The 25,384-nt window shown below is 70.2% G+C and carries 30 protein-coding genes and 1 pseudogene; 6 read left to right on the top strand and 25 right to left on the bottom strand.

Annotated elements, in window-relative coordinates; genetic code table 11:
• Positions 1-26: 26 nt before the first annotated feature.
• The 7 genes from FK531_RS22515 to FK531_RS21355 form a co-directional block, all read right to left on the bottom strand.
• Complete coding sequence (locus FK531_RS22515) at positions 27-656, bottom strand: TM2 domain-containing protein (RefSeq protein WP_181763068.1); 630 nt, start codon at positions 654-656, stop codon at positions 27-29.
• Positions 653-1,636 (bottom strand): prolipoprotein diacylglyceryl transferase, encoded by a 984-nt coding sequence (gene lgt / locus FK531_RS21380; protein WP_142103095.1) that lies wholly within the window; start codon positions 1,634-1,636, stop codon positions 653-655. Before lgt ends, FK531_RS22515 begins: the two co-directional genes overlap by 4 nt.
• The gene (gene trpA / locus FK531_RS21375) at positions 1,633-2,436 is read right to left on the bottom strand and encodes a tryptophan synthase subunit alpha (protein WP_142103093.1); all 804 of its coding nucleotides are present in this window, start codon (positions 2,434-2,436) and stop codon (positions 1,633-1,635) included. The genes lgt and trpA overlap by 4 nt, the downstream gene beginning before the upstream one ends.
• Positions 2,433-3,692 (bottom strand): tryptophan synthase subunit beta, encoded by a 1,260-nt coding sequence (gene trpB, locus FK531_RS21370; protein ID WP_142103091.1) that lies wholly within the window; start codon positions 3,690-3,692, stop codon positions 2,433-2,435. Before trpB ends, trpA begins: the two co-directional genes overlap by 4 nt.
• A gap of 115 nt (positions 3,693-3,807) precedes the next feature.
• Positions 3,808-4,617 (bottom strand): indole-3-glycerol phosphate synthase TrpC, encoded by an 810-nt coding sequence (trpC, locus tag FK531_RS21365; RefSeq protein WP_142103089.1) that lies wholly within the window; start codon positions 4,615-4,617, stop codon positions 3,808-3,810.
• Positions 4,618-4,701: 84 nt separating this feature from the next.
• Positions 4,702-5,406 carry a TIGR02234 family membrane protein gene (locus FK531_RS21360; RefSeq protein WP_142103087.1) on the bottom strand — a complete coding sequence of 235 codons (705 nt, stop codon included), beginning with the start codon at positions 5,404-5,406 and terminating at the stop codon, positions 4,702-4,704.
• Positions 5,399-6,973, bottom strand: a complete 1,575-nt coding sequence (locus FK531_RS21355; RefSeq protein ID WP_142103085.1) for an anthranilate synthase component I — start codon at positions 6,971-6,973, stop codon at positions 5,399-5,401. The genes FK531_RS21360 and FK531_RS21355 overlap by 8 nt, the downstream gene beginning before the upstream one ends.
• 57 nt (positions 6,974-7,030) lie before the next feature.
• On the opposite strand from FK531_RS21355, the gene FK531_RS21350 reads away from it, so the two are divergent.
• Positions 7,031-7,489 (top strand): peroxiredoxin, encoded by a 459-nt coding sequence (locus FK531_RS21350; protein WP_142103083.1) that lies wholly within the window; start codon positions 7,031-7,033, stop codon positions 7,487-7,489.
• On the opposite strand, the gene FK531_RS21345 is transcribed toward FK531_RS21350, so the two are convergent.
• Positions 7,472-8,254 (bottom strand): dioxygenase family protein, encoded by a 783-nt coding sequence (locus FK531_RS21345; RefSeq protein WP_142103081.1) that lies wholly within the window; start codon positions 8,252-8,254, stop codon positions 7,472-7,474. The two genes, FK531_RS21350 and FK531_RS21345, sit on opposite strands and share 18 nt — an antisense overlap.
• 113 nt (positions 8,255-8,367) lie before the next feature.
• On the opposite strand from FK531_RS21345, the gene FK531_RS21340 reads away from it, so the two are divergent.
• Positions 8,368-8,874, top strand: a complete 507-nt coding sequence (locus FK531_RS21340; RefSeq protein ID WP_142103079.1) for a MarR family winged helix-turn-helix transcriptional regulator — start codon at positions 8,368-8,370, stop codon at positions 8,872-8,874.
• Between the two features lie 10 nt (positions 8,875-8,884).
• Here FK531_RS21340 and FK531_RS21335 read toward each other — a convergent pair whose 3' ends face one another.
• From FK531_RS21335 to FK531_RS21275, 14 genes are all read right to left on the bottom strand, one after another.
• The gene (locus FK531_RS21335; RefSeq protein ID WP_142103077.1) at positions 8,885-9,064 is read right to left on the bottom strand and encodes a tautomerase family protein; all 180 of its coding nucleotides are present in this window, start codon (positions 9,062-9,064) and stop codon (positions 8,885-8,887) included.
• 353 nt (positions 9,065-9,417) lie between these two features.
• Positions 9,418-9,762, bottom strand: coding sequence for a phosphoribosyl-AMP cyclohydrolase (gene hisI, locus FK531_RS21330; protein ID WP_142103075.1), 345 nt, complete (start codon positions 9,760-9,762; stop codon positions 9,418-9,420).
• The gene (gene hisF / locus FK531_RS21325; protein WP_142103073.1) at positions 9,759-10,532 is read right to left on the bottom strand and encodes an imidazole glycerol phosphate synthase subunit HisF; all 774 of its coding nucleotides are present in this window, start codon (positions 10,530-10,532) and stop codon (positions 9,759-9,761) included. Before hisF ends, hisI begins: the two co-directional genes overlap by 4 nt.
• A gap of 6 nt (positions 10,533-10,538) precedes the next feature.
• Positions 10,539-11,372 carry an inositol monophosphatase family protein gene (locus tag FK531_RS21320; RefSeq protein ID WP_142103071.1) on the bottom strand — a complete coding sequence of 278 codons (834 nt, stop codon included), beginning with the start codon at positions 11,370-11,372 and terminating at the stop codon, positions 10,539-10,541.
• A gap of 9 nt (positions 11,373-11,381) precedes the next feature.
• A complete protein-coding gene (priA, locus tag FK531_RS21315; protein WP_142103069.1) occupies positions 11,382-12,116 on the bottom strand; it encodes a bifunctional 1-(5-phosphoribosyl)-5-((5-phosphoribosylamino)methylideneamino)imidazole-4-carboxamide isomerase/phosphoribosylanthranilate isomerase PriA in 735 nt (244 codons plus the stop codon).
• An 18-nt stretch (positions 12,117-12,134) separates the two neighbouring features.
• Positions 12,135-12,404 carry a hypothetical protein gene (locus FK531_RS21310; RefSeq protein WP_181763067.1) on the bottom strand — a complete coding sequence of 90 codons (270 nt, stop codon included), beginning with the start codon at positions 12,402-12,404 and terminating at the stop codon, positions 12,135-12,137.
• Positions 12,401-13,030: an imidazole glycerol phosphate synthase subunit HisH gene (gene hisH, locus FK531_RS21305; protein ID WP_142103068.1), complete on the bottom strand. Its 630-nt coding sequence runs from the start codon at positions 13,028-13,030 to the stop codon at positions 12,401-12,403. Before hisH ends, FK531_RS21310 begins: the two co-directional genes overlap by 4 nt.
• Positions 13,027-14,199 carry an MFS transporter gene (locus FK531_RS21300; RefSeq protein WP_142103066.1) on the bottom strand — a complete coding sequence of 391 codons (1,173 nt, stop codon included), beginning with the start codon at positions 14,197-14,199 and terminating at the stop codon, positions 13,027-13,029. Before FK531_RS21300 ends, hisH begins: the two co-directional genes overlap by 4 nt.
• Positions 14,199-14,351, bottom strand: coding sequence for a hypothetical protein (locus FK531_RS22510; RefSeq protein ID WP_181763066.1), 153 nt, complete (start codon positions 14,349-14,351; stop codon positions 14,199-14,201). Before FK531_RS22510 ends, FK531_RS21300 begins: the two co-directional genes overlap by 1 nt.
• Before the next feature lie 4 nt (positions 14,352-14,355).
• Positions 14,356-14,970, bottom strand: coding sequence for an imidazoleglycerol-phosphate dehydratase HisB (hisB, locus tag FK531_RS21295; protein ID WP_142103064.1), 615 nt, complete (start codon positions 14,968-14,970; stop codon positions 14,356-14,358).
• On the bottom strand, positions 14,967-16,115 hold the full coding sequence (locus FK531_RS21290) for a histidinol-phosphate transaminase (RefSeq protein ID WP_142103063.1): 1,149 nt from the start codon (positions 16,113-16,115) through the stop codon (positions 14,967-14,969). The genes hisB and FK531_RS21290 overlap by 4 nt, the downstream gene beginning before the upstream one ends.
• On the bottom strand, positions 16,112-17,473 hold the full coding sequence (hisD, locus tag FK531_RS21285; protein WP_142103061.1) for a histidinol dehydrogenase: 1,362 nt from the start codon (positions 17,471-17,473) through the stop codon (positions 16,112-16,114). Before hisD ends, FK531_RS21290 begins: the two co-directional genes overlap by 4 nt.
• A 64-nt stretch (positions 17,474-17,537) precedes the next feature.
• Positions 17,538-19,109: an apolipoprotein N-acyltransferase gene (gene lnt, locus FK531_RS21280; RefSeq protein WP_220126970.1), complete on the bottom strand. Its 1,572-nt coding sequence runs from the start codon at positions 19,107-19,109 to the stop codon at positions 17,538-17,540.
• Between the two features lie 12 nt (positions 19,110-19,121).
• Positions 19,122-20,027, bottom strand: a complete 906-nt coding sequence (locus tag FK531_RS21275; RefSeq protein WP_354003521.1) for an alpha/beta hydrolase — start codon at positions 20,025-20,027, stop codon at positions 19,122-19,124.
• A 514-nt stretch (positions 20,028-20,541) separates the two neighbouring features.
• Here FK531_RS21275 and FK531_RS21270 point away from each other — a divergent pair.
• Together FK531_RS21270 and FK531_RS21265 are read left to right on the top strand one after the other, a co-directional pair.
• Positions 20,542-21,015: an NfeD family protein gene (locus FK531_RS21270; protein ID WP_142103057.1), complete on the top strand. Its 474-nt coding sequence runs from the start codon at positions 20,542-20,544 to the stop codon at positions 21,013-21,015.
• Positions 21,012-21,779, top strand: coding sequence for a slipin family protein (locus tag FK531_RS21265; protein WP_142103055.1), 768 nt, complete (start codon positions 21,012-21,014; stop codon positions 21,777-21,779). The genes FK531_RS21270 and FK531_RS21265 overlap by 4 nt, the downstream gene beginning before the upstream one ends.
• 4 nt (positions 21,780-21,783) lie before the next feature.
• Here FK531_RS21265 and FK531_RS21260 read toward each other — a convergent pair whose 3' ends face one another.
• Entirely contained in the window at positions 21,784-22,620 is an 837-nt protein-coding gene (locus FK531_RS21260) for a thioesterase family protein (protein WP_181763065.1), read from the bottom strand.
• Positions 22,621-22,771: 151 nt separating this feature from the next.
• Between FK531_RS21260 and FK531_RS21255 the strand changes: the two genes are divergently transcribed.
• Positions 22,772-24,094: a glycoside hydrolase family 1 protein gene (locus FK531_RS21255; RefSeq protein ID WP_181763064.1), complete on the top strand. Its 1,323-nt coding sequence runs from the start codon at positions 22,772-22,774 to the stop codon at positions 24,092-24,094.
• Between the two features lie 4 nt (positions 24,095-24,098).
• On the opposite strand, the gene FK531_RS21250 is transcribed toward FK531_RS21255, so the two are convergent.
• Entirely contained in the window at positions 24,099-24,575 is a 477-nt protein-coding gene (locus tag FK531_RS21250; RefSeq protein ID WP_142103053.1) for an SRPBCC family protein, read from the bottom strand.
• A gap of 52 nt (positions 24,576-24,627) precedes the next feature.
• Here FK531_RS21250 and FK531_RS21245 point away from each other — a divergent pair, with 52 nt between their 5' ends.
• Positions 24,628-25,260 carry a LysE family transporter gene (locus FK531_RS21245; protein ID WP_142103051.1) on the top strand — a complete coding sequence of 211 codons (633 nt, stop codon included), beginning with the start codon at positions 24,628-24,630 and terminating at the stop codon, positions 25,258-25,260.
• Here the strand turns inward: FK531_RS21245 and FK531_RS21240 are convergent.
• Positions 25,257-25,384 (bottom strand): annotated as a pseudogene (locus tag FK531_RS21240) (IS481 family transposase); the annotation flags it as partial. The gene FK531_RS21245 and the pseudogene FK531_RS21240 overlap by 4 nt on opposite strands.

The following is a 25,384-nucleotide window of genomic DNA, read 5'->3' as shown; positions in this document are numbered from 1 at the left end:
ACCGCGTCGACATGCCACCGCTCGGATCAGCTCCGGAGTTGGCGCCCCTGACCGTCCTGGACACTGCCCGAGAGCATCATGATCCCGTCGACGAAGGACCAGATCCAGATGCCCGGAACGATGAGGAATCCGATCAGCAAGAACAGGGTGAACACGCCGAACCAGAAGCCGAGCAACTGCGCGAGCCCGATCCCGGTGCTGCCACTGTAGAGACGTCCCACGCCGCAGACTCCGACGAACGGCAGCAGCATCTGCAGAAGACCGGCCGTCGTCTTCGACTTGTCGGACATCGGCCGGCCCGTGATCGGGTCGCGGCCGAACGGCGCCCCCGCGTCCGCGCCCTGATATCCGTATCCGGGCATCGGCGCGAACTGCTGCGGGTACGCGGGCTGCTGCCCGTACACCGGGGGCTGCTGCCCGTATGCGGGCGGTGGGAACTGCGGCGGCTGGGCACCGAACGGCTGCCCCGCGCCCGCGTCCTGCGGAGCCGGAATGCCCGGCCCGCTGCCGGGCGCCCCGTAGACCGGGCCGGACTGCTGCGGGTAGCCGGCGCTCGGCGACTCGGCGCCCGGGTACGTCGAGTACTGGGATGTCGGGTCGGCCCAGGTGCCGCCGTTCTCGATCCGCTTCTGCCAGTCGTCGTCCGATGTGGTCACGTGTCGTCCCCCTGTGTTGTCTTCGTGGTCTTCGTGTCGATCCCGGCCTCGTCAGCCTCGCCGTCCGCGGTCTCCGCCTGCGGCGCTCCCCCACCCGTGAACTCCTCGCGTGCCTTCCCGATTCGCAGCTCGGCCGGCGTCTCGCGGCCCTTCTTCGCGAGCGCGAAGTAGGCGATCGCGCAGACGAACACCACCACCGAGGTGAACACGTTGATCCGGATTCCGGCGATGTGCGTGGCGTGGTCGTCACGCATGAGTTCGACGAAGAACCGGCCGAGGCAGTACCCGGCGACGTACAGCGCGAACAGCCGGCCGTGCCCGATCCGGAAACGGCGGTCCACCCAGACCAGCAGCACGACGATCAGCACGTTCCAGATCAGCTCGTACAGGAAGGTCGGGTGCACGACCCGCTCGACCACGCCCGTCGAGGTGCCGCTGAGCATGTCGGCCCGGCCCGCGGAATTGACCCGCTCGTAGATTTCGAGGCCCCACGGCACGGTGGTCTCTCGGCCGTAGAGCTCCTGGTTGAAGTAGTTGCCGATCCGGCCGATCGCCTGCGCCAGCAGGATCGCCGGTGCCAGCGCGTCACCGAGGGCCGCGACCGACACCCCGCGCCTGCGGCACCCGATCCAGGCGCCGACGCCGCCGAGCAGCACCGCACCCCAGATGCCGAGGCCGCCCTGCCAGATCTTCAGCGCGTCGGCGGGGTGCCCGCCGGCGCCGAAGTAGGTGGTCCAGTCGGTGGCGACGTGATAGAGCCGGCCGCCGACGAGGCCGAAGGGGACCGCCCAGATCGCGACGTCGAGGACCGTACCCTGCTCGCCGCCGCGTGCCACCCACCGGCGGTCGCCCCAGACGACGGCCACGACGATGCCGACGATGATGAAGAAGGCGTAGGCGCGCAGCGGCACCGGGCCGATGTTCCACACGCCCTGCGGCGGGCTCGGGATGTACGCCAGGATGTCGACAGTCGAGGTCACGACGCCACGGTAGTCGAGCGGACTCCGGCGGCGAGTTCGGTGGTGATCGCGCGCAACGCCGCCGGGCCCTCTGCAACGGCCGTGACCAGTGCCGAACCCACGATGACGGCGTCCGCGTAGGCGCCGATCTCGGCGGCCTGCGCGCCCGACCGGACGCCGAGGCCGACGCCGACCGGGATGTCGGAGTGCGCACGCACCCGCGCGACCAGTTCCGGCGCCATGTTGGAGACCGCGTCGCGGGCACCGGTGACGCCCATCGTGGAGGTCGCGTAGACGAAGCCGCGGCAGGAGTCGACCGTCATCGCGAGACGCTCGGCGGTCGAGGAGGGCGCGACCAGGAAGGTCCGGTCCAGGCCGTGCTTGTCGGAGGCGGCGATCCAGTCGGCGGCCTCGTCCGGGATCAGGTCCGGGGTGATGATGCCGAGACCGCCCGCGGCGGCCAGGTCGCGCGCGAACTCGTCGACGCCGTACTTGAGCACGAGGTTCCAGTACGTCATGACGACGGCCTTGCCGCCCGCCTTCGAGATGGCCTCGACGACGGTGAACACGTCACGGACCCGGAAGCCCGCAGTGAGCGCCTCGTCGGCGGCGGCCTGAATGGTCGGGCCGTCCATCACCGGATCGCTGTACGGGATACCGACCTCGATCAGGTCGCAGCCGGCCTCGACGAGGATCTCGAACGCCTCGATCGAGCGGGGCAGGTCGGGGTAGCCGGCGGGCAGGTAGCCGACCAGCGCGGCACGCTGCTCCGCCCGGCACTGCGCGAAGAGGTCTCCCAGCCGGGACTGCTGCTCGCTCACTTCGTCTGCCCTTCGTCGGTCGTGTCGGTGTCGGTGTCGTCGGGGAACAGGCCGAACCACTTGGCTGCGGTGTCGACGTCCTTGTCGCCGCGACCGGAGATGTTGACCAGCACGATCGCGCCCTCGCCCAGTTCCTTGCCGAGCTTGAGTGCACCCGCGAGCGCGTGCGCCGACTCGATCGCGGGGATGATGCCCTCCCGGCGGCTGAGCAGCGCGAGCGCGTCCATCGCCTCGGTGTCGGTGATCGCCCGGTACTCGGCGCGGCCGATGTCCTTGAGGTGCGAGTGCTCCGGGCCGACGCCCGGGTAGTCCAGACCCGCCGAGATCGAGTGCGACTCGATGGTCTGGCCGTCCTCGTCCTGCAGCAGGTACGAGTAGGCGCCGTGCAGCGCGCCCGGCGTGCCGCCCGCGATGGTCGCGGCGTGCCTGCCGGTCTCGACGCCGTCACCGCCGGCCTCGAAGCCGACGAGCCGAACCGACGGGTCGTCGATGAACGCGTGGAAGATGCCGATGGCGTTGGAGCCGCCGCCGACGCAGGCCGCGACCGCGTCGGGCAGCCGGCCGGTGTGCGCCTGCACCTGCGCCCTCGCTTCGAGGCCGATGATGCGCTGGAAGTCGCGCACCATCACCGGGAAGGGGTGCGGACCGGCCGCGGTGCCGAAGCAGTAATAGGTGTTGTGAGCGTTGGTGACCCAGTCTCGCAGCGCCTCGTTGATCGCGTCCTTGAGCGTGCGCGAGCCGGTCATCGCGGGGATCACCTCGGTGCCGAGCAGCCGCATCCGCGCGACATTGAGCGCCTGCCGCTTGGTGTCGACTTCGCCCATGTACACGACACATTCGAGTCCGAGCAGAGCACAGGCGGTGGCCGTGGCGACGCCGTGCTGGCCGGCGCCGGTCTCGGCGATCACCCGGGTCTTGCCCATCCGCTTGGCGAGCAGCGCCTGACCGAGAACGTTGTTGATCTTGTGAGAACCGGTGTGGTTCAGGTCTTCCCGCTTGAGCAGCAGTCGGGCGCCGCCGGCGAACTCGCTCAGTCGGGTGGCCTCGTACACCGGCGACGGACGGCCGGTGTAGTCACGCTGCAGGCGATCCAGTTCGTCCAGGAAGGCCGGATCGACGCGGGCCTTGTCGTACTCGGCCGTGACCTCCTCGATCACCGCCATCAGGGCCTCGGGCACGTACCGGCCGCCGTAGGCACCGAAGTGACCGCCCTGATCGGGTTCGTGGGCGCTGCGCTCGGTCACACCCGCGCTCATGCGGGGAAGGCCACGGCCCTTGGCAGAAAGTACGGGATCGTCTGTGCTCACCTGTACCAGTCTGCCCTAGTCGCCGCGGTCGAACGTACGTCGGGTCCGACCGCCGGCGGACGGGTCAGCGAGCGGGCTTCGGGCAGGACGGATGCGCCCCGGCCGCGACGAGATCCTTGACGGCCGTTCGCGGATCCCCGCTGGTGACCAGTCCCTCGCCGACCAGCACCGCGTCGGCCCCGGCACCCGCGTAGGCGAGCAGGTCGGCGGTCCCACGGACCCCCGACTCGGCGATCTTGATGACGTCGGTCGGCAGTCCCGGCGCGATCCGCGCGAACGTGTCGCGGTCCACCTCGAGCGTCTTGAGGTTGCGCGCGTTGATGCCGATCACACTGGCGCCCGCCTCGAGCGCGCGGTTCGCCTCCTCCTCGGTGTGCACCTCCACCAGGGCGGTCATGCCGAGGGACTCGGTGCGGTCGAGCAGTGAGGCCAGCGTGGCCTGCTCCAGGGCCGCCACGATCAGCAGGATCACGTCCGCGCCGTGCGCGCGGGCCTCGTGAATCTGGTACGGGCCGACGATGAAGTCCTTGCGCAGCACCGGGATTCCGACGGCCTTGCGCACCGCGTCGAGGTCCGCCAGCGAGCCGTGGAAACGACGCTCCTCGGTGAGCACGCTGATCACACGCGCCCCACCCTGCTCGTAGGCGAGGGCCAGTTCGGCCGGATCCGCGATGGTGGAGAGCGGACCCTTCGAGGGGCTCGCCCGCTTCACTTCGGCGATCACGCCGATTCCCGGTGACCGCAGGGCTGCGGCGGCGTCGAGCGCGGCGGGAGCTCCGGCGGCCGCGGCCTTGACCGCGGCGAAGTCGAGCACGGATTCGCGGGCGGCGACGTCGGCACGTACCCCGTCGAGAATCGAATCGAGAACAGTCATCGCGTCCCGAGTCCTTTCTGGGCTGGCGGCCGATGTGAGGAACCTCATCGGATTCGTAAAGCGTAGAGGGCGTCCGAGTCTTGACTAACGGCGGGTGTCTGTGTCATCGGAGTCGTCGGGCTTTGCCTGGTCCGACGGCCCGTCCTCGGTGGGGTCCTGCCCCGCGTCGAGCGCGTCCCAGAGCGTCCGCTGACTCGGCGGTTCGCCGGAACCTTCCCCGCGGCGCTTGGTCGCCTCCTCGCGGCGGGCGGCGGGCGCCGCGTACTTCGACGACAGTCCCGCGCTGACACTCGCCTTCCGGATCAGTGCCACCGCCGCCGCCAGGGCGAGCACCGCGCCCAGCAGCGCCAGCAGCGCCGGGGCGGCGTGTGTCGCGGTGGCGGTGACCTCGGCGCGGGCCGGCAGTTCCGCCAGCCGTCCGGCCTTGTCCCGATCCGCGCCCTCGATCAGCAGTGTCGCCGCGGGAATCGCCGCCGCGACCGCCACCGCCGCGACCAGCACGCCGACGATCCGCAGCGCCCAGCCACGCACCGCGAACGAGGCCGCGATCGCGGCGAGCAGGGTCAGCGCGAGCGGGGTGGTCGCCGCGGCCCAGGTGCCGCCGATGAGTGCGATGCGCCGGGCCTCCCCGAGACCGTCGGAGGCGTCCAGACTCACCCAGGTCATCCGCGACGACGCCCACAGGCACAGGGCGGCCGCCGCGAGCAGCAGGACCGGCAGGGCCGCGGCGAGCCCGGAGCGCCGCGCGGACGGGGCGTCCGCGTCGCCGGTCGGTGTCCGGTCACTCATCGGCGCCGCCGAGTGTCTTCAGGGTGCCCGCCGCGGCGATCGCACTGAGCACCGCCATCGCCTTGTTGCGGGCCTCGGTGTCCTCGTACACCGGGTCCGAGTCCGCCACGATCCCGGCACCCGCCTGCACGTACGCGGTGCCGTCCTTGACCAGGGCGGAGCGGATCGCGATCGCGGTGTCGGCGTCGCCGGCGAAGTCGAGATAGCCGACGATCCCGCCGTAGATGCCGCGCCGCGTCGGTTCGAGTTCGTCGATCAGTTCCATCGCCCGGACCTTCGGCGCACCGGAGAGGGTGCCCGCGGGGAAGCAGGCCGTGACCGCGTCGAGCGCGTGCTTGCCCGCCGCGAGCCGACCGGTCACCGTGGACACCAGGTGCATGACGTGGCTGTAGCGCTCGACGTGCCGGTAGTCGTGCACCTTGACGGTGCCCGGCTCGCAGACCCGGCCGAGGTCGTTGCGCCCGAGGTCGACGAGCATCAGGTGCTCGGAGTTCTCCTTCTCGTCGGCGATGAGGTCCTTCTCGAGCAGGAGGTCGTCCTCCTCGGTGGCCCCTCGCCAACGGGTGCCGGCGATCGGGTGGGTGGTCGCGGTGCCCTCCTTGACCGTCACGAGCGACTCCGGGCTCGACCCGACGATCGAGAAGGCGGTGCCGCCGTCGCCGTCCGGGACGTTGACCAGGTACATGTACGGGCTCGGGTTGGACGCGCGCAGCATCCTGTACACGTCGAAGGGGTGCGCGTCGGTGTCCATCTCGAAGCGCTGCGAGAGCACCACCTGGAACGCCTCGCCCGCCTCGATCTCACCGATCAGCCTGCGCACGTCGACGCCGAACGACTCGGTGGTGCGCTGGCGTCGGTACTCGGGCACCGGCTTGCTGAAGGTGGAGACGGTGGACGGCGACGACGCGCTCAGGGCGGTGGTCATCGCGTCGAGTCGGGCGACCGCGTCGTCGTAGGCCTCGTCGACGCGCTCGTCGCTCCCGTCCCAGTTGACGGCGTTCGCGATCAGAGTGATCGCGCCCTCGTGGTGGTCGACGGCGGCCAGGTCGGTGGCCAGCAGCATCACCATCTCGGGGACCTGCAGGTCGTCGACGGCGTTGCTGGGCAGCCGTTCGAGCCGGCGCACAATGTCGTAGCCCATGAACCCGACCATGCCGCCGGTCAGTGGCGGCAGGTCGGGCAGTCGCTCGCTGCGCAGGAGTTCGAGGGTCTCGCCGAGCGCGACGATCGGATCGCCGCCCGAGGGTGCACCGGCGGGCACGCTGCCCTGCCAGCCGGCCTCGCCGTCGACGACGGTCAACGCCGCGGGACTGCCCGCACCGATGAACGACCAGCGCGACCAGGACCGGCCGTTCTCGGCGGACTCGAGCAGGAAGGTCCCGGGCCGGTCGGCCGCCAGCTTCCGGTACGCGGAGAGCGGAGTCTCGGAGTCCGCCAACACCTTTCGGATGACCGGGACGACGCGATGGTCGGCCGCCAGGGAGCGGAACTGTTCCCTGGTGGTGGTGGACTCGCCCGCGTCGACGACGGCGGCTGCGGTGGGGACGGAGGTTGACTCGCCGGGCATGGCACCCATCATCCCAGCACCGGACTGACGGTCGTCGAGCGCGGTAGCCTCGGACGCATGCAGACTGGACAGCAGGCGCCGGATTTCTCCCTCCCCGACCAGGACGGGACCGTCCGGACGCTGAGCGAACTCGTCGCGGACGGTCCCCTGGTGCTGTTCTTCTACCCGGCCGCGTTCACCCCGGTGTGCACCGCCGAGGCGTGCCACTTCCGAGACCTGGCAGCGGAGTTCGGCGCGGTCGGGGCGTCACGGGCCGGCATCTCCACCGACAAGGTCGACAAGCAGGCCTCGTTCGCCGCCGCGAAGTCCTTCGACTACCCACTGCTGTCCGACGAGTCGGGCGCGGTCGCCGAACAGTTCGGGGTGCGGCGCGGACTGCTGTCCAAGCTGTCACCGGTCAAGCGCACGACCTTCGTCATCGGCACCGACCGCACCGTGTTGAAGGTGATCGCCAGCGAACTGCGCGCGAACACGCATGCCGACCAGGCGTTGGAGTTCCTACACGAGCTGAAGTGAGCGCTTCGCCAGGCCCATCCAGAAGCCGTCGATCACCTGCTGCGGGACCTGTTCGGGATTGCTGGACGCACCGAGCGTGACGAACAGCGGCGCGAAGTGCTCGATCGTCGGGTGCGCGTAGGGCATGCCCGGCGCCTTCGCCCGGAAGTCGATCAGCGCGTCGACGTCGCCGGCCGCGAACCGCTCGGACGCCCACGCGTCGAACTCCGCAGACCATCCCGGGGCGACCGCGTTCGGAGAGTAGTCACGCAGGAACGGCAGCCCGTGTGTGGTGAAGCCCGACCCGACGATCAGCACACCCTCCTCGCGCAGGGGACGCAGTCGTTCGCCGAGGTGCAGCAGACGCTCCGGGTCGAGGGTCGGCATCGAGATCTGCAGAACCGGGACGTCGGCGTCGGGGTACATCACGGTCAACGGAACGTAGGCGCCGTGGTCGAGTCCGCGGTCGGGCTGGTGGTACACGGGTTCGTTGTCGGGCATCAGCGCCGCGACCCGCCCGGCGAGGTCCGGTGCGCCCGGCGATGCGTACTGCACGCGGTAGTACTTGGGGTCGAAGCCGCCGAAGTCGTAGACGAGCGGCGTTCCGGTGGTCGTGGAGCCGATGGTCAGGGGCGCCGACTCCCAGTGCGCGGAGACGATCAGGATCGCCTTGGGTCGGGGCAGATCTGCGGACCAGGCGGCGAGCTGGGAGACCCACAATTCGTCGTCGACGAGCGGCGGTGCACCATGGCTGAGGTACAACGCGGGCATGGCGAGATCCGTCATATCCGACTCCTTAAATTGAAGCTTCAACTATCATAGGAGTCAACGGCACCGTACGACAAATATTCCCCAGGCGAATGTTCCTCAGGAGGCGACAGCATGACCCGGCGGTGCACATGACTCAGAGTTCGCACGATTCAGCAGAACCGACGACGCGGTGGCTCGACGACGAACAGCAACGCGCCTGGCGCGAACTGGTCGCGCTGACCACCCGTCTGCCCGCGGCGCTGGACACCCAACTCCAGCGCGATGCGGGTCTGACGCACTTCGAGTACTTCGTGCTCGCGGTCCTGTCCGAAGCCCCGCAGCGTCGACTGCAGCTGAGCACCCTGGCCGCACAGGCGAACGCGTCGTTGTCGCGGCTCTCCCACGTCGTGACCAAGATGGAGAAGGCGGGCTGGGTCAAGCGCAAGAGCATCGTCGGCGCCCGCGGATCGCTCGCCGTCCTCACCGCGGCCGGCTACGCGAAGGTCGTCGCCGCCGCACCCGGCCACGTGCACGCGGTCCAGACCCTGGTCTTCGAGGGACTCGACGACGCCCAGGTCCGCGGCCTGATCACGCTCGGTCAGGCGTTGGTCAGCCAACTCGACCGCGGGATCGCGAAGGGAACCGGCAAGGCCTGAGCGGCGGCCGTCACCCCAACGGCACGCCGCCGACACCCCAGTTCTCGCGCGGCACGTCGGTGAGCGTGACCCACACCTGGGCCGGGTTCTTGCCGGTCGCCTCCGCGTAGGCCTTCGTCACCGCCTCGATCGCGGCCCGCTTCTGCTCGGTGGTCAGTCCGGGTGTCTGGCTGATCTGAATCAGTGGCATGCCGACCATTGTTGCCGACCCCCGCTGCCGAACGGGAACCCAAGGCTCGCTTGCGACCGCGAAACGAGCCGTGAGGTCCCGTTCGCCGCCTGTGGATACCGACGAAGCGATCCACAGGCGGCGGCAACCGGACGGGTGCGCTATCGAAACTCGTCGGACGCCGACGCCAACGTGGCGGCATGACCATCATCGACGCACCGTTCCGCGGCTCGACCGCGATCGCACAGGGACTGGAGACGCGGGCCCGGATCCGACGGCACTGCCGGCGCCCCGGTCTGATCACCGAACGGGAACCCATGGCTCACTTGCGACCGCGAAACGAGCCGTGGGCTCCCGTTCGTGAGCGGCGGAGGTCAGGGCTTGGCGAGCAGGACGTCGGTGTCGAAGCAGGTGTGCGTGCCGGTGTGGCAGGCGGCGCCCTCCTGGTCGACGATCAGCAGGACCGAGTCGCCGTCGCAGTCGAGGCGCACCTCGTGCACGTACTGGGTGTGGCCGGAGGTCTCCCCCTTGACCCAGTACTGCTGACGCGACCGCGAGAAGTACGTTCCCTTACGGGTTTCCAGCGTGCGGGCGAGCGCCTCGTCGTCCATCCAGGCGACCATCAGCACGTCGCCGGTGGACCGTTCCTGGGCGACGGCACTGAACAGGCCGGCCTCGTTGCGCTTGAGACGGGCCGCGATGGCCGGGTCGAGACTCATCGGACCACGATACCTTCCGCGCGCATTGCGTCCTTGACCTGCGGAATCGTGAGGTCGCCGAAGTGGAACACGCTCGCCGCGAGCACCGCGTCCGCACCGGCCTGGACGGCGGGCGCGAAGTCGCCGACCGCCCCGGCGCCACCGCTGGCGATCACGGGCACGTGCACGGCCGCGCGCACGGAGCGGATCATCGGCAGGTCGAACCCGGCCTTGGTGCCGTCGGCGTCCATCGAGTTGAGCAGGATCTCCCCCACCCCGAGCTCGGCGCCGCGCAGCGCCCACTCGATCGCGTCGATGCCGGTGCCGCGGCGACCACCGTGCGTGGTGACCTCCCAGCCGGACGGGGTCGGCGCCTCACCCTCGGGCACCGTGCGAGCGTCCACCGACAGCACGATGCACTGCGAGCCGAACCGCTCGCTGAGCTCGCGCAGCAGTTCCGGCCGGGCGATCGCGGCGGTGTTGACGCTGACCTTGTCGGCGCCGGCCCGCAGCAGCCGGTCCACGTCCTGCTCGGTGCGGACGCCGCCGCCGACCGTCAGTGGGATGAACACCTGCTCGGCGGTGCGGGTGACGACGTCGAGCATGGTGCCGCGCTCGGAGGTGGACGCCGTGACGTCGAGGAAGGTCAGCTCGTCGGCGCCCTGCGCGTCGTAGACCGCTGCCAGCTCCACGGGATCGCCTGCGTCGCGCAGATTCTCGAAGTTCACGCCCTTCACGACCCGACCCGCGTCCACGTCCAGGCACGGGATGACCCGCACTGCCAACGTCATGTCGTCTTACCTTCCTACCGCGGAATCCAGGTAGTCACCCGGATCACCAAGAGACTTCAGAATATTCAACACTTCGTCATGCACGCCCGGCGCCGCCGCCAGCACCGACTTCGAGCCGATGTGCCAGTCCTGCCCGGCCAGGTCGGTGACGATGCCGCCCGCCGCCCGGACCAACGCGACGCCTGGGGCGTTGTCCCACGGGTGGTAGCCGAAGATCACCGACGCCCCGAGCACACCCGCCGCGGTGAACGCCAGGTCCGCGCCGGTCGAGCCGTGCATCCGCAGCCGCCGGCACACCCGGCTCACCTCGGCCAGCGCCCGCACCCGGTAGGCGCCGGGGATCGGCCCGCGGCCCTCCACGTTGAATGCCCCGAACCCGACCATCGTCTCCGACAGGTGCTGCCGACGAAGCGCGGGCAGCACCTCCCCGTTGCACAGCAACGGACCGTCGACACTCGCCGCGTAGCGCCGGTTCATCATCGGCAGCCAGGTCAGCCCGAGGACCGGCCTGCCCTCCTCCAGCAACGCCAGCAGGATGCCCGCGGTCGGCAGACCGGACGAGTAGTTCAGGGTGCCGTCCACCGGGTCGAGCACCCACACGGTGCCCTCGGACAGGTCGGGACCGCCGAATTCCTCGCCGTGCACGGCGATTCCGGTGAGCTGTTCGAGTTCACCGCTGATCCGGCGTTCGAGTTCCAGGTCCACCTCGGTGGCAAAGTCCGTGGGCCCCTTGGTCACCGCGCTCGGCGCACCGACGCCGGCGAGGAACCGCTCCACCACCCCGTCCAGCACGCCGCCCGCGATCGAGAGCAGCTCGTGCGGGTCGCGGGCCGGGATCATCGTCGGAACCTAGCCGGCGACCGCGGCGAGTGCCTCGGGCAGGGTGAAACGGCCCGCGTACAGGGCCTTACCGATGATCGAGCCCTCGACGCCCTGATCGACCAGCCCGGCGATCGCCACGACGTCGTCGAGACTGGAGATGCCGCCGGACGCGACAACCGGTGCGTCGGTGGCCGCGCAGACCTGGCTCAGCAGTTCGAGATTCGGCCCGGTGAGGGTGCCGTCCTTGCTGACGTCGGTGACGACGTAGCGCGAGCAGCCGTCACGGTCGAGGCGAGCGAGGGTCTCGAACAGGTCGCCGCCCTCGGTGACCCAGCCGCGCCCGCGCAGCTGGTAGCGGCCGTCGACGTTGCGCACGTCCAGACCGACGGCGATCTTGTCGCCGAAGCGGGCGATGGCGCTGGCGCACCAGTCGGGGTTCTCGATGGCAGCGGTGCCGAGGTTGACGCGGGCGCAGCCAGTGGCGAGGGCGGCCTCGAGGGAGGCGTCGTCGCGGATGCCCCCGGACAGCTCAACCTTGACGTCGAGTTCACCGATCACACCGGCGAGCATCTCGCGGTTGGACCCGCGGCCGAAGGCGGCGTCGAGGTCGACCAGATGCACCCACTCGGCACCGGCGTTCTGCCACGCGAGGGCCGCGTCGCGCGGCGAACCGTAGTTGGTCTCACTGCCTGCCTCCCCCTGAACAAGGCGAACAGCTTGACCGTCGACGACATCTACAGCAGGCAAAAGGACCAGGCTCACTGCGACAACCCTAGTGCCTCAGCGCTCCGGGCCGGTGTCCGGGTCGGGCTCGCGTGTCGACTCGTCCCCCGGCTCCTCGTCGAATGCCTGTCGCGTCATCCCGGTGGAGACGGTGCCCATCGCGGCGACCGCCCCGGCAACCCCGACCAGCACGATGACCAGCCCGACCACCGGCGACGGCCGCAGCGCGGCGACCAGCACCGTCACCAGCAACAGGACCGCGGCCGCGGCGCCGAGAGAGAACAGGGCGAGCCGTCCCAGGGAGAGCTCCCGGCGCCCGCCACTCACAGGCTGCGAACCCAGTTCTCCAGCAACGCGGCGCCCGCGTCGCCCGACTTCTCCGGATGAAACTGGGTGGCCGAGAGCGGGCCGTTCTCGATTGCGGCGAGGAAGGAGCCACCGTGGTCTGCCCAGGTGAGCTTCGGCGGCGCGATCAGGTCCGATTCCGCCAGCTCCCACTTCTGCACGCCGTACGAGTGCACGAAGTAGAAGCGGGTGTCGGGGTCGAGGCCCGCGAACAGGACACTGTCCTCGGGCGCCGTCAACGTGTTCCAGCCCATGTGCGGCAGCACGTCGGCCTGCAACTTCTCGACGGTGCCCGGCCATTCGCCGCAGCCGTCGGCCTCCACGCCGTGCTCGACGCCCCGCTCGAACATGATCTGCATGCCCACGCAGATGCCCAGCACCGGGCGACCGCCCGCGAGGCGCTGGCCGATGATCCGCTCGCCCTTCACCGAACGCAGGCCCTGCATGCAGGCGGCGAACGCGCCGACACCGGGCACGACGAGCCCGTCCGCGGCCAGCGCCGCCTTCGGGTCGGAGGTCACCTCGACGTCGGCACCGACGCGCGCGAGCGCCCGCATCGCCGAGTGCAGGTTCCCGGAACCGTAATCGAGCAGAGCAACGGAGGTCATGACTCGACTCTATCGGCCCGCGGCACCGCCACTGGAATCCTCCAGGCCAGCGCGAGCGGAACCACGACTGCGATCGCCGCGGCCCCGACCACGAACACCGCCGGATAGCCCGCTGCCCCGGCGACCACGCCGAGAGCGAGTGCACCGATCCCGGTGCCGGCGTCGTAGCTGATGTTCCAGGCCGCACTCGCGGCGCCGAGTCGGACCGGACCTGCCGACTGGAACAACGTCACCAGTGCCTCGTTCTGCACCGCGCCGAAGCCGGCACCGAACAACGCCGACCCGAGTAGGAGCAGCGTCACGTGGCCGTCGCCAGCCACCGCCGCCGCGTACACTGCGGCGCCGACCGCGACACAAGCCAACGCGGGAGCCATGATTCGGCCCACCCCTATCCGGTCGACCAGGATGCCCGCGCCGTAGCGACCGACGAGCATCGCGCCGCTGACGAACGCCAGCGCGACACCGGCGATCGCGGCGCGGTCCTCGACCGCGATCGGCAGCAGGCTCGACACCCCGCCGTACACCGACGCGACCGCGACCATCGCAAGGCACGGAACCAGCACCGCTCGCAGCGGCAGCGGCTCCCGCCTGGCATCGGAACGAGCTGCGGGCCGGACCGTCGGCAGCGCCGCGACCGCCGCGACCGCCAGCAGCGGCACCACCGCACCGAGCACGAAGACCAGGGACTGGTGACCTCGCCCGAACAACGCCAAACCGACCGGCAACGCGATCATCTGGCCGGTCGCGATCGCGATGCCCTGGGCGCCGGTGGCCCGGCCGAGCAGTTTCCTCGGGGCCAGTTCCGCGACCAGCGCGCTGCCCGCCACGCTGAGCATCCCGAAACCCACACCCCGCACCGCAGAGATCACGAGGGCGGGCACCGCCGCGGTGGACAGCAGGAACGCAAGCGCGGGCGCGCCGAGCAGCACGCAGCCGACCGCGAGGACAGCCCGGTAGCCCCACGCACGAAGCAGTCGCGGCGTGACCAACTGCGTGGCCACCGTGGTAGCCATGAAGATCGAGGTCGACGCACCCGCCAGCACGTCGGAGCCGCCGGCCTGGAAGATCGCGAGCGGCACCACCGGCAGCAGCAGTGACCATCCGCCGAAGGCAGCGAAGCCCATGATCATCGCCACCGGCATGCCGCGGGTACGCAGCATGCTCAGCATCAGACGAGCCGGAGGACGCCGGCGACCACCGCGATGATCGCCAGCGCGACCAGCACGCCGGCGGCGAACTTGTTGACCTTCCACAGCGAGTAGGCACCGCCGACCGCGAATCCGGCCAGCAGGAAGAGTCCGTAGATCAGGAAGTCACTCATAGAACTAGAGCGCGCCCTTGGTCGACGGCACACCGGACACCCGCGGATCCGGCTCGACGGCCTCGCGCAGCGCCCGCGCGACGGCCTTGAACTCACCCTCGGTGATGTGGTGCTGGTCGCGCCCGTAGAGCACCCGCACGTGCAGCGCGATGCGCGCGTTCGACGCGATCGACTCGAACACGTGCCGGTTGATCACCGTCGCGTACGGGACACCGGGGTATCCGCCGATCACGGTGTGCAGCATGTGATCCGGTTCACCGGTGTGCACGCAGTACGGCCGGCCCGAGACGTCGACGGCGGCGTGTACCAGGGTCTCGTCCATCGGGATGAACGAGTCGCCGAATCGGCGGATGCCCTTCTTGTCGCCGAGCGCCTGTCCGAGCGCCTGACCCAACACGATCGAGGTGTCCTCGATCGTGTGGTGCGCCTCGATGTGGATGTCGCCCTCCGCCTTGACCGTCAGGTCGAAGCTCGCGTGCGCACCCAGCGCGGTGAGCATGTGGTCGAAGAACGGGACACCGGTCGAGATGTCGACGATGCCGGTGCCGTCGAGGTTCAACTCGACCGAGATCGACGACTCCTTGGTGGTCCGCTCGACCGTGGCGATGCGATCGGTCATCGATTGTCTCCTGTGTTCGAGTGGGCGGCAACGAATTCGGTGGCAGCGATCTCGTCGCTCGCCGCGATGAAGGCGTCGTTCTCGGACGCGAGCCCGACGGTGACGCGCAGGTACCCGGGGATGCCGACGTCGCGGATCAGCACCCCGCGGTCCAGGTACGACTGCCAGGCGCGGGCGGCGTCCGCGAACTCGCCGAACAGGATGAAGTTGGCGTCACTGGGGATCACCCGGAACCCGGTGTCCTCCAGCGCCTTCGACACCCGGACACGCTCTGCGGCGAGGGCGTGCACGCTGCCGAGCGTCTCGTCGGCGTGCCGCAGGGCCGCGCGGGCGGCGGCCTGGGTGACGACGGACAGGTGGTACGGCAGGCGCACCAGCAGCAGCGCGTCGATGAACGCCGGTGCCGCTGCGAGGTAGCCGAGCCGACCACCCGCGAACGCGAACGCCTTGCTCATCGTGCGCGAGACCACGAGCTTGGTCGGGTACTCGTCGATCAGCGTCATCGCGCTGGGCGCGTCGGAGAATTCCGCGTACGCCTCGTCGACGATCACGATGCCCGGGGCGGCGTCGAGCAGCAACCGCAGCGACGCGATCGGGATGCTGTGGCCGGTCGGGTTGTTGGGGCTGGTGACGAACACGACGTCGGGCCGCTGCTCGCCGATCGCCACCACGGCGGCGTCCACGTCCAGCGCGAAGTCCGCACGCCGGTAGACCGGCAGCCACTCGGTGTCCGTACCGTCCGCGATGATCGGGTGCATCGAGTACGAGGGCACGAAACCCATTGCGCGACGACCCGGTCCGGCGAACGCCTGCAGCAACTGCTGCAGGATCTCGTTGGAACCGTTGGCCGCCCACACGTTCTCGAGGGTCACCGGGACGCCGGTCTGCCGGGACAGGTACGCCGCCAGGTCGGTGCGCAGCGCGACGGCGTCGCGGTCCGGGTACCGGTGCAGCTCGCGGGCAGCCTCACGCACCGACTCGGCGACGTCGTCGATCAGCGCCTTCGTCGGCGGATGCGGGTTCTCGTTGGTGTTCAGCTGCACCGGGACGCTCAGCTGCGGGGCCCCGTACGCGGACTTGCCGCGCAGGTTCTCGCGCAGCGGTAGATCATCGACCGTCACCGCCGAGCCGGGCGCGGCGCTCACTTCAGCGCCTCGGCGGCGGTGCCGTCCAGTGTCTCGAACCGCAGCCGCACGGCCTCACCGTGCGCCGGCAGGTCCTCGGCGTTCGCCAGGGTGATCACGTGGCCTGAGACGTCCTTGAGCGCGGCCTCCGAGTAGTCGACGACGTGGATGCCGCGCAGGAAGGTCTGCACGCTCAGCCCGGACGAGTGCCGGGCGCAACCCGCAGTCGGCAGCACGTGGTTCGAACCCGCGCAGTAGTCGCCGAGGCTGACCGGCGACCAGGCGCCGACGAAGATCGCACCCGCGCTGCGGACCCGCGCGGCGACCTCGGCCGCGTTCTCGGTCTGGATCTCGAGGTGCTCGGCGGCGTACGCGTTGACGACCTTCAGACCCTCGTCGATCGAGTCGACGAGCACGGTGCCGGACTGACTGCCGGACAGTGCGGTGGCGACGCGCTCGCGGTGCTTGGTCAGCGCCAGCTGCGCGGTGAGCGCATCGTCGACGGCGTCGGCGAGCTCCGTCGAGGTGGTGACCAGCACGGACGCGGCCATCACGTCGTGCTCGGCCTGACTGATCAGGTCGGCTGCCACGTGCACCGGGTCGGCGGTGTGGTCGGCGAGGATCGCGATCTCGGTGGGTCCGGCCTCGGCGTCGATACCGACGAGCCCGCGGCAGAGCCGCTTGGCCGCGGTGACGTAGATGTTCCCGGGCCCGGTGATGAGGTCCACCGGTGCCAGTTCGCCGCCGTCGGTGTCGGTGCCTCCGTACGCGAGCAGCGCGACACCCTGGCCGCCGCCGACCGCCCACACCTCGTCGACGCCGAGCAACTGCGCGGCCGCGAGGATGGTCGGGTGCGGCAGGCCACCGAAGGCGGCCTGCGGCGGGGAGGCGACCACCAACGAGCCGACCCCCGCGGTCTGCGCGGGCACCACGTTCATCACGACCGACGACGGGTAGACGGCGTTGCCGCCGGGTACGTACAGCCCGACCCGCTCGACCGGGACCCAGCGCTCGGTGACGGTGCCGCCGGGCACGACCTCGGTGACGGTGTCGGTGCGGCGCTGGTCGGCGTGCACCTTGCGGGTGCGCTCGATCGCGACCTCGAGCGCGGTGCGCACGGCCGGGTCGAGCTCGTCGAGGGCGCGGGCCAGCTCGGCGGCGGGCACCCGCACCGTGCCGGGGCGGACGCCGTCGAACTTCTCGCCGTACTCGAGCGCCGCCTCGGCGCCGCGGTCGCGGACGGCCTCGACCATCGGGCGCACCTGATGCAGCACCGCGTCCACGTCCACTCCACCTCGGGGCAGCGCCGACCGGAGTTCGGCGAGGGTGGGGGTTCGACCGCGCAGATCCACGCGGGCGAGCTCGGTGCGGGCAGGCATGAGGGTCCCTTCGAAAGGATGGGTTTGTGTCGATTATCGCGCTGTCAATTGTCCAGGATAGTTGCTACTGATTTTCGCCGACCGCCGTGCGGCGCGTCCCAGGCCCGCCGGGGCTACCTCGACCTGTTCCGCCCCGCCGTCCAGAAACGAGCCGAACAGCAGCACCGCTGACCGCGATCACGACGAGCAGTCCCGCGCATGCCGCCGGCACGGAGTCGCCGAACCGGTCGTAGGCGGTGTCCCGCACCGACAGCGGCACGTCGACCTCGAGCGCGCCGTGTGCAGCGGACGGCAACCATGCCAGCCGGTTGCCCCGCGCGTCGAAGCCCGCCGACACGCCGGTCAGCGCCGCCACGACGGCCGGTCGGCCGGTCTCCGCGGCACGCAGCGCTCCGAAGCTCGCCAACTGCGCGGGCGCCCAACTGCCCTGGAAGGTCGCGGTGGACGTCTGGTAGACCAGCAGTCCCGCCCCTCCCCTGGCCTGCCTGCGGGCCAGGTCCGGGAAGGTCAGCTCGAACGAGACGAGTGGCCCGATCGCCACGCCGTTCGCGTCCATGACGACCAGACCGCGACCGGGCTGCCGGTTCTCCCCCGCCGCGGCGGTGATCCGGCTGAGCCAGCCGAGCCGATCGCGAAAAGGCACGTACTCACCGAACGGCACCAGACGCGTCTTGGCGTAGGTCGCGACGATCCCGTGTGCGTCGATCAGAGTCGCAGTCTTCGCGATGGCACCGGACGCCCCCGCCCGGGCGTCGACGTTGACGAGCAGGTCCGCACCGACCGACCGGGACAGCGCGGTGAGCCGGTCCAGGACCTCGGGGTGGTCACCGGGGTCGTCGTCGACGCTGCTCTCGCCCCACACCACGAGGCCGACCCGTCCCGCCACCGCACGGGTCAGCTCCTCCTCACGAGAGAGCAAGTCGCCGTGGACGATTCCCGGCTGGATCAGCGCGACGTGCACCCGGTCCGCTGTCGACGGCGGAGGGAATCCGGCGTACCAGAGCGGGCCCGACACCAGCGCGAGCACAACGGCCACCGCCCCGACCGACCGCGCCGCCGCACGGGTCACGATCAGCACGACGAGGCCCGTGTTGGCCGCGACGATCGCGAATCCGACCAGCCACCCGCCGCCGAGTGCGGCGAGGCCGAGCATGCTCGGATGCCGCCACTGGGTCGCACCGAGCAGCGACCAGGGGCCGCCGAGCCACTGCCAGGACCGGACCACCTCGATCACAGTCCACCCGGCGGACACACCGAACACGGCGACCACGGCCCGACCAACGCTGACGTTGCCCCGCAACAGGATCCACACCACAATCCCCCAGCCGACCCACAACAACGCCACCAATCCGATCGCCGGCGGGAAGAACCAGACGAGATTGGGCACCAGCCAGTACTGGGTGGCCGCCAGGAATCCGACACCGGTGAGCCAGCCGAGCAGGGCCGCCTCCCGTGCCGAACTCGCGCCCCTGAGCAGGAGAAGTGCGGGGACCAACGCCACCCAGGCGAGCCACCCGAGGTTCGGCTCGGGGAACGCGAACACCGGTGCGGCGCCGGCGAGGAATGCGCCCGCCCGTCGGGTCCATCGCGACTTTCCCAGTGCGGCAAGCGAAGTACCGCCACCCGAGCTGGACACGACGGATCCCCGTCAGGCCTCCGCGGGCATGAGGGTCGCCGCGGTCACGGCACCTGCGGCGGTGGCGGCGCGGATGAACTCGCCGATCCGGGCAATCGCTCGCCCGGCCTCCGGCACCAGGTCGGCGGCGGCGTGGAACACGTGCACCTGCCGGTCCCACACCTCGAGGGTGACCGGCACCCCCGCTGCCCCGAGTCGCTGAGCCATCAGTTCCGAATCCGGGTACAGCATCTCCGTGGACCCGACCTGGATCAGCACCGGCGGCAGTCCGGTCAGGACGCTGTCGACCGGCGAGCGCAGCGGCCCGCGGATGCCGGTGGCGGCGCGGCGGTCGACGCGATCCGCGATCTCGGCAAGCGCGAGTATCACCGAGCGCGGAATCAGCGGGCAGTCGTCGGCGCCGGGGTTCGCGAGCTTGCCCGCCGGGTTCAGATCGGTCAGCGGCGACAACGCGACCAGGGCCGCCGGCTTCGGCAGCCCGAGTTCGGCGGCGGCGAGCGCTGTCATGAAGGTCAGGAACCCGCCGGCGGAGTCGCCCGCGACCACGATCCGGTCCGGGGCGTAGCCGCGGTCGAGCAGCCAGCGGTAGCCGGCAACACCGTCCACGACCGCGTCGCCGATCGGGTGCCGCGGCAGCATCCGGTAGTCCACGCTGAGCACGCCGGCCCCGGCCGCGAGCCCGACCCGAGACGCGAGCCTGCGGTGGGTGTTGAGCCCGCAGGTGAGGAACCCACCGCCGTGCAGGTACAGCACCGCGCGTTCGGCCCCGCCGGCCGCGGGCATCCATTCGGCGTCGCAGTCGTCCAGACGCACCCGCCGCGTGCGCACCCCCCTCGTCGGTGGCAGGAACCGGGCGGCGTGGTCCAGCAGACCGGCGGGCCAGAGCGGACTCGGCCACAGTCCCCATGCGCCGAGCACCGGTTTGACCGTGTACCGCAACGCGCCGGCGAGCAGTTGGGACCGCAGACTCGCACCGCGGATGAACTGGGGTTCGACGGCAACCGCGATGTGCGGCGCGCGTGGACCCGCCGGCCTCGTCCTGGTCGACTGCCCGGTCTTCCTTCTGGTCGACTGAGCCGTCTTCCTGATTGACTGAGCCGACTTCCTGGAGGACATCTCTGGCGCCGGCCGCGGGTCATCCACGCGGCGTACGGTCCGCTTCGACGGCGATGGATTCGCTGCCATCTCGAGCTCCCGGCGGGTGTAAACGACGATCACTGCCGAAAGTTCAGGGGCAGTCGAATCATGGTACGTGACGCAGAACACATTTACGAGCCTGTAACAAACCATCGCCGCCCGAACCGCCGACGCATTGCCTTCCCGCACTGGTGGCAGCCACGCCGGTACGGGCCTACCGTTGAACTGAGGGTCGATCGGCCGGGCGATCGCCACGGCAGCCGGGCCCTCGGACGGCGTGATCGTGGGAGTCGAGATGGCCACGTTCGGCGTGGTGGCCGTGTTGCTGGGCCTGCTGCTCATCCTGGTGGAGGCGCACACCCCGACCTCGGGCGTGCTCGGCGGGATCGCGGTTCTCGCGATCGGTGCGGGCGTGTGGATGCTGTTCCTGTCCGGCGGTGCCGGACAGGTGGTCGCGGTGCCGATCGCGCTCGGCGTCGCGGGGATCGGACTCGGCGTCACGGCGGTCGCGGGCCGCAAGGTCGTCACCTCGCGGCGGGCCCCGGTTCGCGGCGGACCGCAGTCGCTGGTGGGCTCGCATGCGACCGTCAGCAGTTGGTCCGGCCCGACCGGCCAGGTGCGTGCGGACGGCGGACTGTGGTCGGCCCGCATCGAGTTCGGCTACCCCGACGACCCGGTGCCCGCCGCAGGCGAGTCGGTCGTCGTCGAGGGCGTCCACGGACTGACCCTGACGGTGCGCAGACCGGAACCCTGGGAGGTACCGCTGTGACCATCCTGTTCACCCTGATCGTGGTCCTCGCCGTCCTCGCGCTGGTGGTGCCCGGGACCGCGGTGCGGGTGCTGCGCGAGTACGAGCGCGCCGTGGTGTTCCGGCTCGGACGCGTGCTCGAGGTCAAGGGCCCCGGTCTGGTGCTGCTGATCCCGGGCGTCGACCGGATGGTCCGGGTCGGGCTGCGCACGGTGACCCTGAACGTTCCCGTACAGGAGGTCATCACCCGCGACAACGTGCCCGCCCGGGTGACTGCGGTCGCCTACTTCCGGGTGCTCGACGCGAACCGCGCGGTCGTCGAGGTCGAGGACTTTCTCGCCGCGACCACTCAGATCGCCCAAACCACGCTGCGCTCGGTGCTCGGCAAGGCCGAGCTCGACACCCTGCTCGCCGACCGCGACCGCCTCAACGACGACCTGCAGAAGGTGATCGACCAGCAGACCGAACCATGGGGCGTCAAGGTCACCACCGTGGAGATCAAGGACGTCGAGATCCCGGAGAACATGCAGCGCGCCATCGCCCGCCAGGCCGAGGCCGAGCGCGAGCGGCGCGCGAAGATCATCAACGCCGAGGGTGAGTTCCAGGCCTCCGCGAAGCTGGCCGAGGCCGCCGAGGTGATCAGCCGGAACTCGACGACCCTGCAACTTCGCTACCTGCAGACGTTGCGGGAGGTCGGTGGCGAGCACAACTCCACGGTGATCTTCCCGCTGCCGATCGACCTGATCCGACCGTTCCTCGGTACGGATGCGAAACCCGAGAACTAGTTAACTAGTTCGTCGCGGGCAGTTCGAACTCGCCCTGGCCCGCGAAGTCCACCTGACGTCGCGCGTTCGCGAGTGCGCTCACCACGCACGTGCCCACCGTTCCGCGGCGGTCGAACATCGTCGCGGTGCCCACCGCGACGCCGTCTGCGCTGATGTGGTCGTCCGCCTCGATCCCGACGTCGAGCCCCTCGGGTAGTCGGGCCAGCACCAGTGTCATGTCGACATTGATGAATCCGACGCCCGCGGTGCCCCAGTTGGTCATCAGGCTGGTCGGCTCCCCCGCCATCGCGGCCCGCACGAACGGCGACGGCTCCTCCCCCACGACTGCGGGAAGATGCCGCGCCCACATCCTCTTTCGGCTCGCCCCCTGATGCTCGAGCATCGACGTGGACCAGCCGTCGGGGTGGTCGTCGCTGCCGAAGTACGGCGGCGTCAGCGCTTCGGTCGGCGGCGCGATCGTGGCGGGCGGCGGCGACGGCCTACGCTCGCGGGTCCAGACCTGCCCCGGCGGCTGCTCGGACGGCCGCAGGAACACCGCGGTCGCCCGCACCACCGGCTCGCCGTCCTGCAGCAGTTCGGCGTCGGCGACCCGGATCCGCTTGCCGTCCCGCACTCCGGTGGTCACGGCGGTCAGCGGCCTGGTCAACGCGGGCCGGAACAGGTCCACTGTCAGCCTGGCCGGCACGAAACCGTCACCGCCGTGGCTGTTTTCGAGCGCCCGCGCGACGAGACCGCACAGCGCCGCGCCGTTCACCATGTCGGGCGACCACCGGCTGATCGCGAAGTGCAACGGTACGAAACCGTCCGGGGTCGAGTCGAAGAAGGCGAGCGGGGCGTTCACAGCAGAACCTTTCGGGTCGGCGACAACTCAGTGCCCGTCCATGATGCGTGGTCCGGCGTCGGGACCGCCGCAAAACCGTTGAATCATCGAACGGAATTACCGGGCCGGATTTCACCACGCGCTTCGGCCGCACTGCCCTACCCTCCGAGGCGTGGCCCGAATCGTGCGCGTCCTCGCCCTCGTCCTCGCCCTCGTCGCAGGTCCGATCGTCGTCGCCGGACCCGCACAGGCCGCACCGGCCGGCCTCGGCGCGGACTTCGAATGGGGCGTGGCGACCTCGGGATTCCAAGCGGAAGGGCCACCCCCGGACAGCAATTGGTCGCGCTACATCGCGGCAGGCAAGACCCACGACCCGTACGGGCCCGGCCCGGACTTCCTGCACCGCTACCCCGAGGACATCGCCAACACCGCGGCGATGGGAGTCAAGGTCTTCCGCTTCTCCGTCGAGTGGGCCCGCGTGCAACCGACGCCCGGCGCATGGGACGAGTCCGCGTTCGCCTACTACGACGACGTGGTCCGGCAGATCCGCTCCCACGGCATGAAGCCGATGATCACCCTCGACCATTTCGTCTACCCCGGCTGGATCGCCGACCGCGGGGGCTGGGGCAACGACGAGACCGTCGGGTTCTGGCTCACCAACGCCGAACACGTGATTGCCCGGTACGCCGGCGTCGGGGCCGACTGGATCACCATCAACGAGCCGACGGCCTTCGCCCTCAAGGAACTGACCTTCGGCGGCATCAGCCCGCTCGGCGTCCCACTGATGACGGACCGACTGGTCCGCGCGCACCGCGGCGCCTACGACCTCGTCCATCGGCTCGATCCCGGCGCCCGGGTGTCGAGCAACGTCTCCTACATTCCGGCCGTCGAGAGCGGGCTCGACGCCACCTTCGTCGACCGGGTCCGCGACAAGCTCGACTTCATCGGCGTGGACTACTACTACGGCGTCTCACTGGACAACCTCTCCGCCGCGAACGCGATCAGCGACGCCTTCTACGACATCACGCCCCAGCCGGACGGCATCTACCACGCGGTGATGCACTACGCCGAGCGCTACCCGGGGCTGCCGATCTACATCGTCGAGAACGGGATGCCCAGCGACAACGGAAAACCGCGGGCGGACGGGTACACCCGCTCGGACCACCTGCGCGACCACGTCTACTGGCTGACCCGGGCGAAGGCCGACGGCGCCAACGTGATCGGCTACAACTACTGGTCGATCACCGACAACTACGAATGGGGCAGCTACCGGAACCGGTTCGGCCTCTACACGGTCGATGTGCTCACCGACCCGACGCTCACCCGCAGGCCCACCGACGCGGTCGCCGCCTACCGGGACGTGATCGCCGCGAACGGCGTGCCCGCCGACTACCGGCCGGTCATGCGGCAGTCGGTGTGCTCGCTGGTGAACCCGCCGCAGAGTTGCCTGAACCCGCCGAAGTCCGGCGCGCCGACCGGGTCGTCGGGCAGCTGAGCGTTCAGCGGTACCGGCGCTGGAGCCCCAGCAGGGTGGCGGTGATCCCGTCCCCGTTCTTCCCGGGGAATCCGCCCAGTTCGAGCCCCTTCGCGATCGGGCAGGTCGAGTAGTCGAACACCTCGGTGACCTGAGTGTGGGGGCCGTCGTCTCCGGCCGCCGGCAGGTCGTCGAACTCCCACCGCCACCGGTGCCCGAACGGATGCCGCCACTCGATCAGCCGATCTGGTTCGAATGCCGTGACGGTGCTGGTGATCCGGTACGGAAAACCGAACATCCGCATGTTCACCGAGAACTTGTCGCCGAGCGCGAGCCGCTCCGGGCCGGATACCGTCGCCTTGACGGTGCCGGAGCCGTCCAGGTCCGCGTGCCGGCGGGGGTCCGCCACCTGGGCGAACAGTTCGGGTGCGGCGGCGTCGATCACGGCGCGGCGGGCGACCTTGCGGCGTCCGAGGTCGACGGATTCGATGGGACTCGCCATGTGCTCACGGTACGCCCGAAGCGCGAACCGGCGGAAGTAATAGGGTCGGGCCATGACATGGCAGGTGTGGCTGGCGTTCCTCGGCGCGGCGTGGGTGATCAGCCTGTCGCCGGGAGCGGGCGCCATCGCCTCCATGTCGGCCGGACTGAACCACGGGCTGCGCCGCGGCTACTGGAACATCCTCGGCCTGCAACTGGGCCTGCTGCTGCAGGTGGCGATCGTCGCGGCCGGGGTCGGCGCACTGCTGGCCAGTTCGGCGCTCGCGTTCACGGTGATCAAGTGGTTCGGTGTCGCGTACCTGGTGTATCTCGGCATCCGGCAGTGGCGCGCGGCACCGACCGAGGTCGCCACCGATGCCGAACGGCCGGGACGGTCGGTCACGGGCATGGTCACGCGCGGATTCCTGGTCAATGCCAGCAATCCGAAGGCCGTGGTGTTCATGCTCGCCGTGCTGCCGCAGTTTCTCGACCCCGCCGCGGCACTAGTCCCGCAGTACGCGATCATCGCGGCGACCATGATCACCGTCGACGTCATCGTGATGACCGGCTACACCGGCCTGGCCGCGCGGGTGCTGGCGGTCATGCGGTCGCCGCGACAGCAGCGTGTCACCGGCCGGGTGTTCTCCGGGCTGTTCTTCACCGCGGCCACATTCCTGTCGCTGGTGCGGCGCGCCGCGGCCGTCTAGCTGTACTGCCCAGGGACGTTGGTCAATCGGCTGAAGGGAACGTTCCTACCGATGGCGGAGTGTTGCCGGTGGTGATTGTAGGTGTGTAGCCATCCCGACAACGCGCTCCGTCGGGCTTGTTCTG

The sequence above is a fragment of the Rhodococcus spelaei genome (assembly GCF_006704125.1).
Classification (GTDB): Bacteria; Actinomycetota; Actinomycetes; order Mycobacteriales; family Mycobacteriaceae; genus Rhodococcus_G; species Rhodococcus_G spelaei.
Note: the sequence above shows the minus strand (reverse complement) of the source record. Positions and strands in the feature narration are given on the sequence as shown.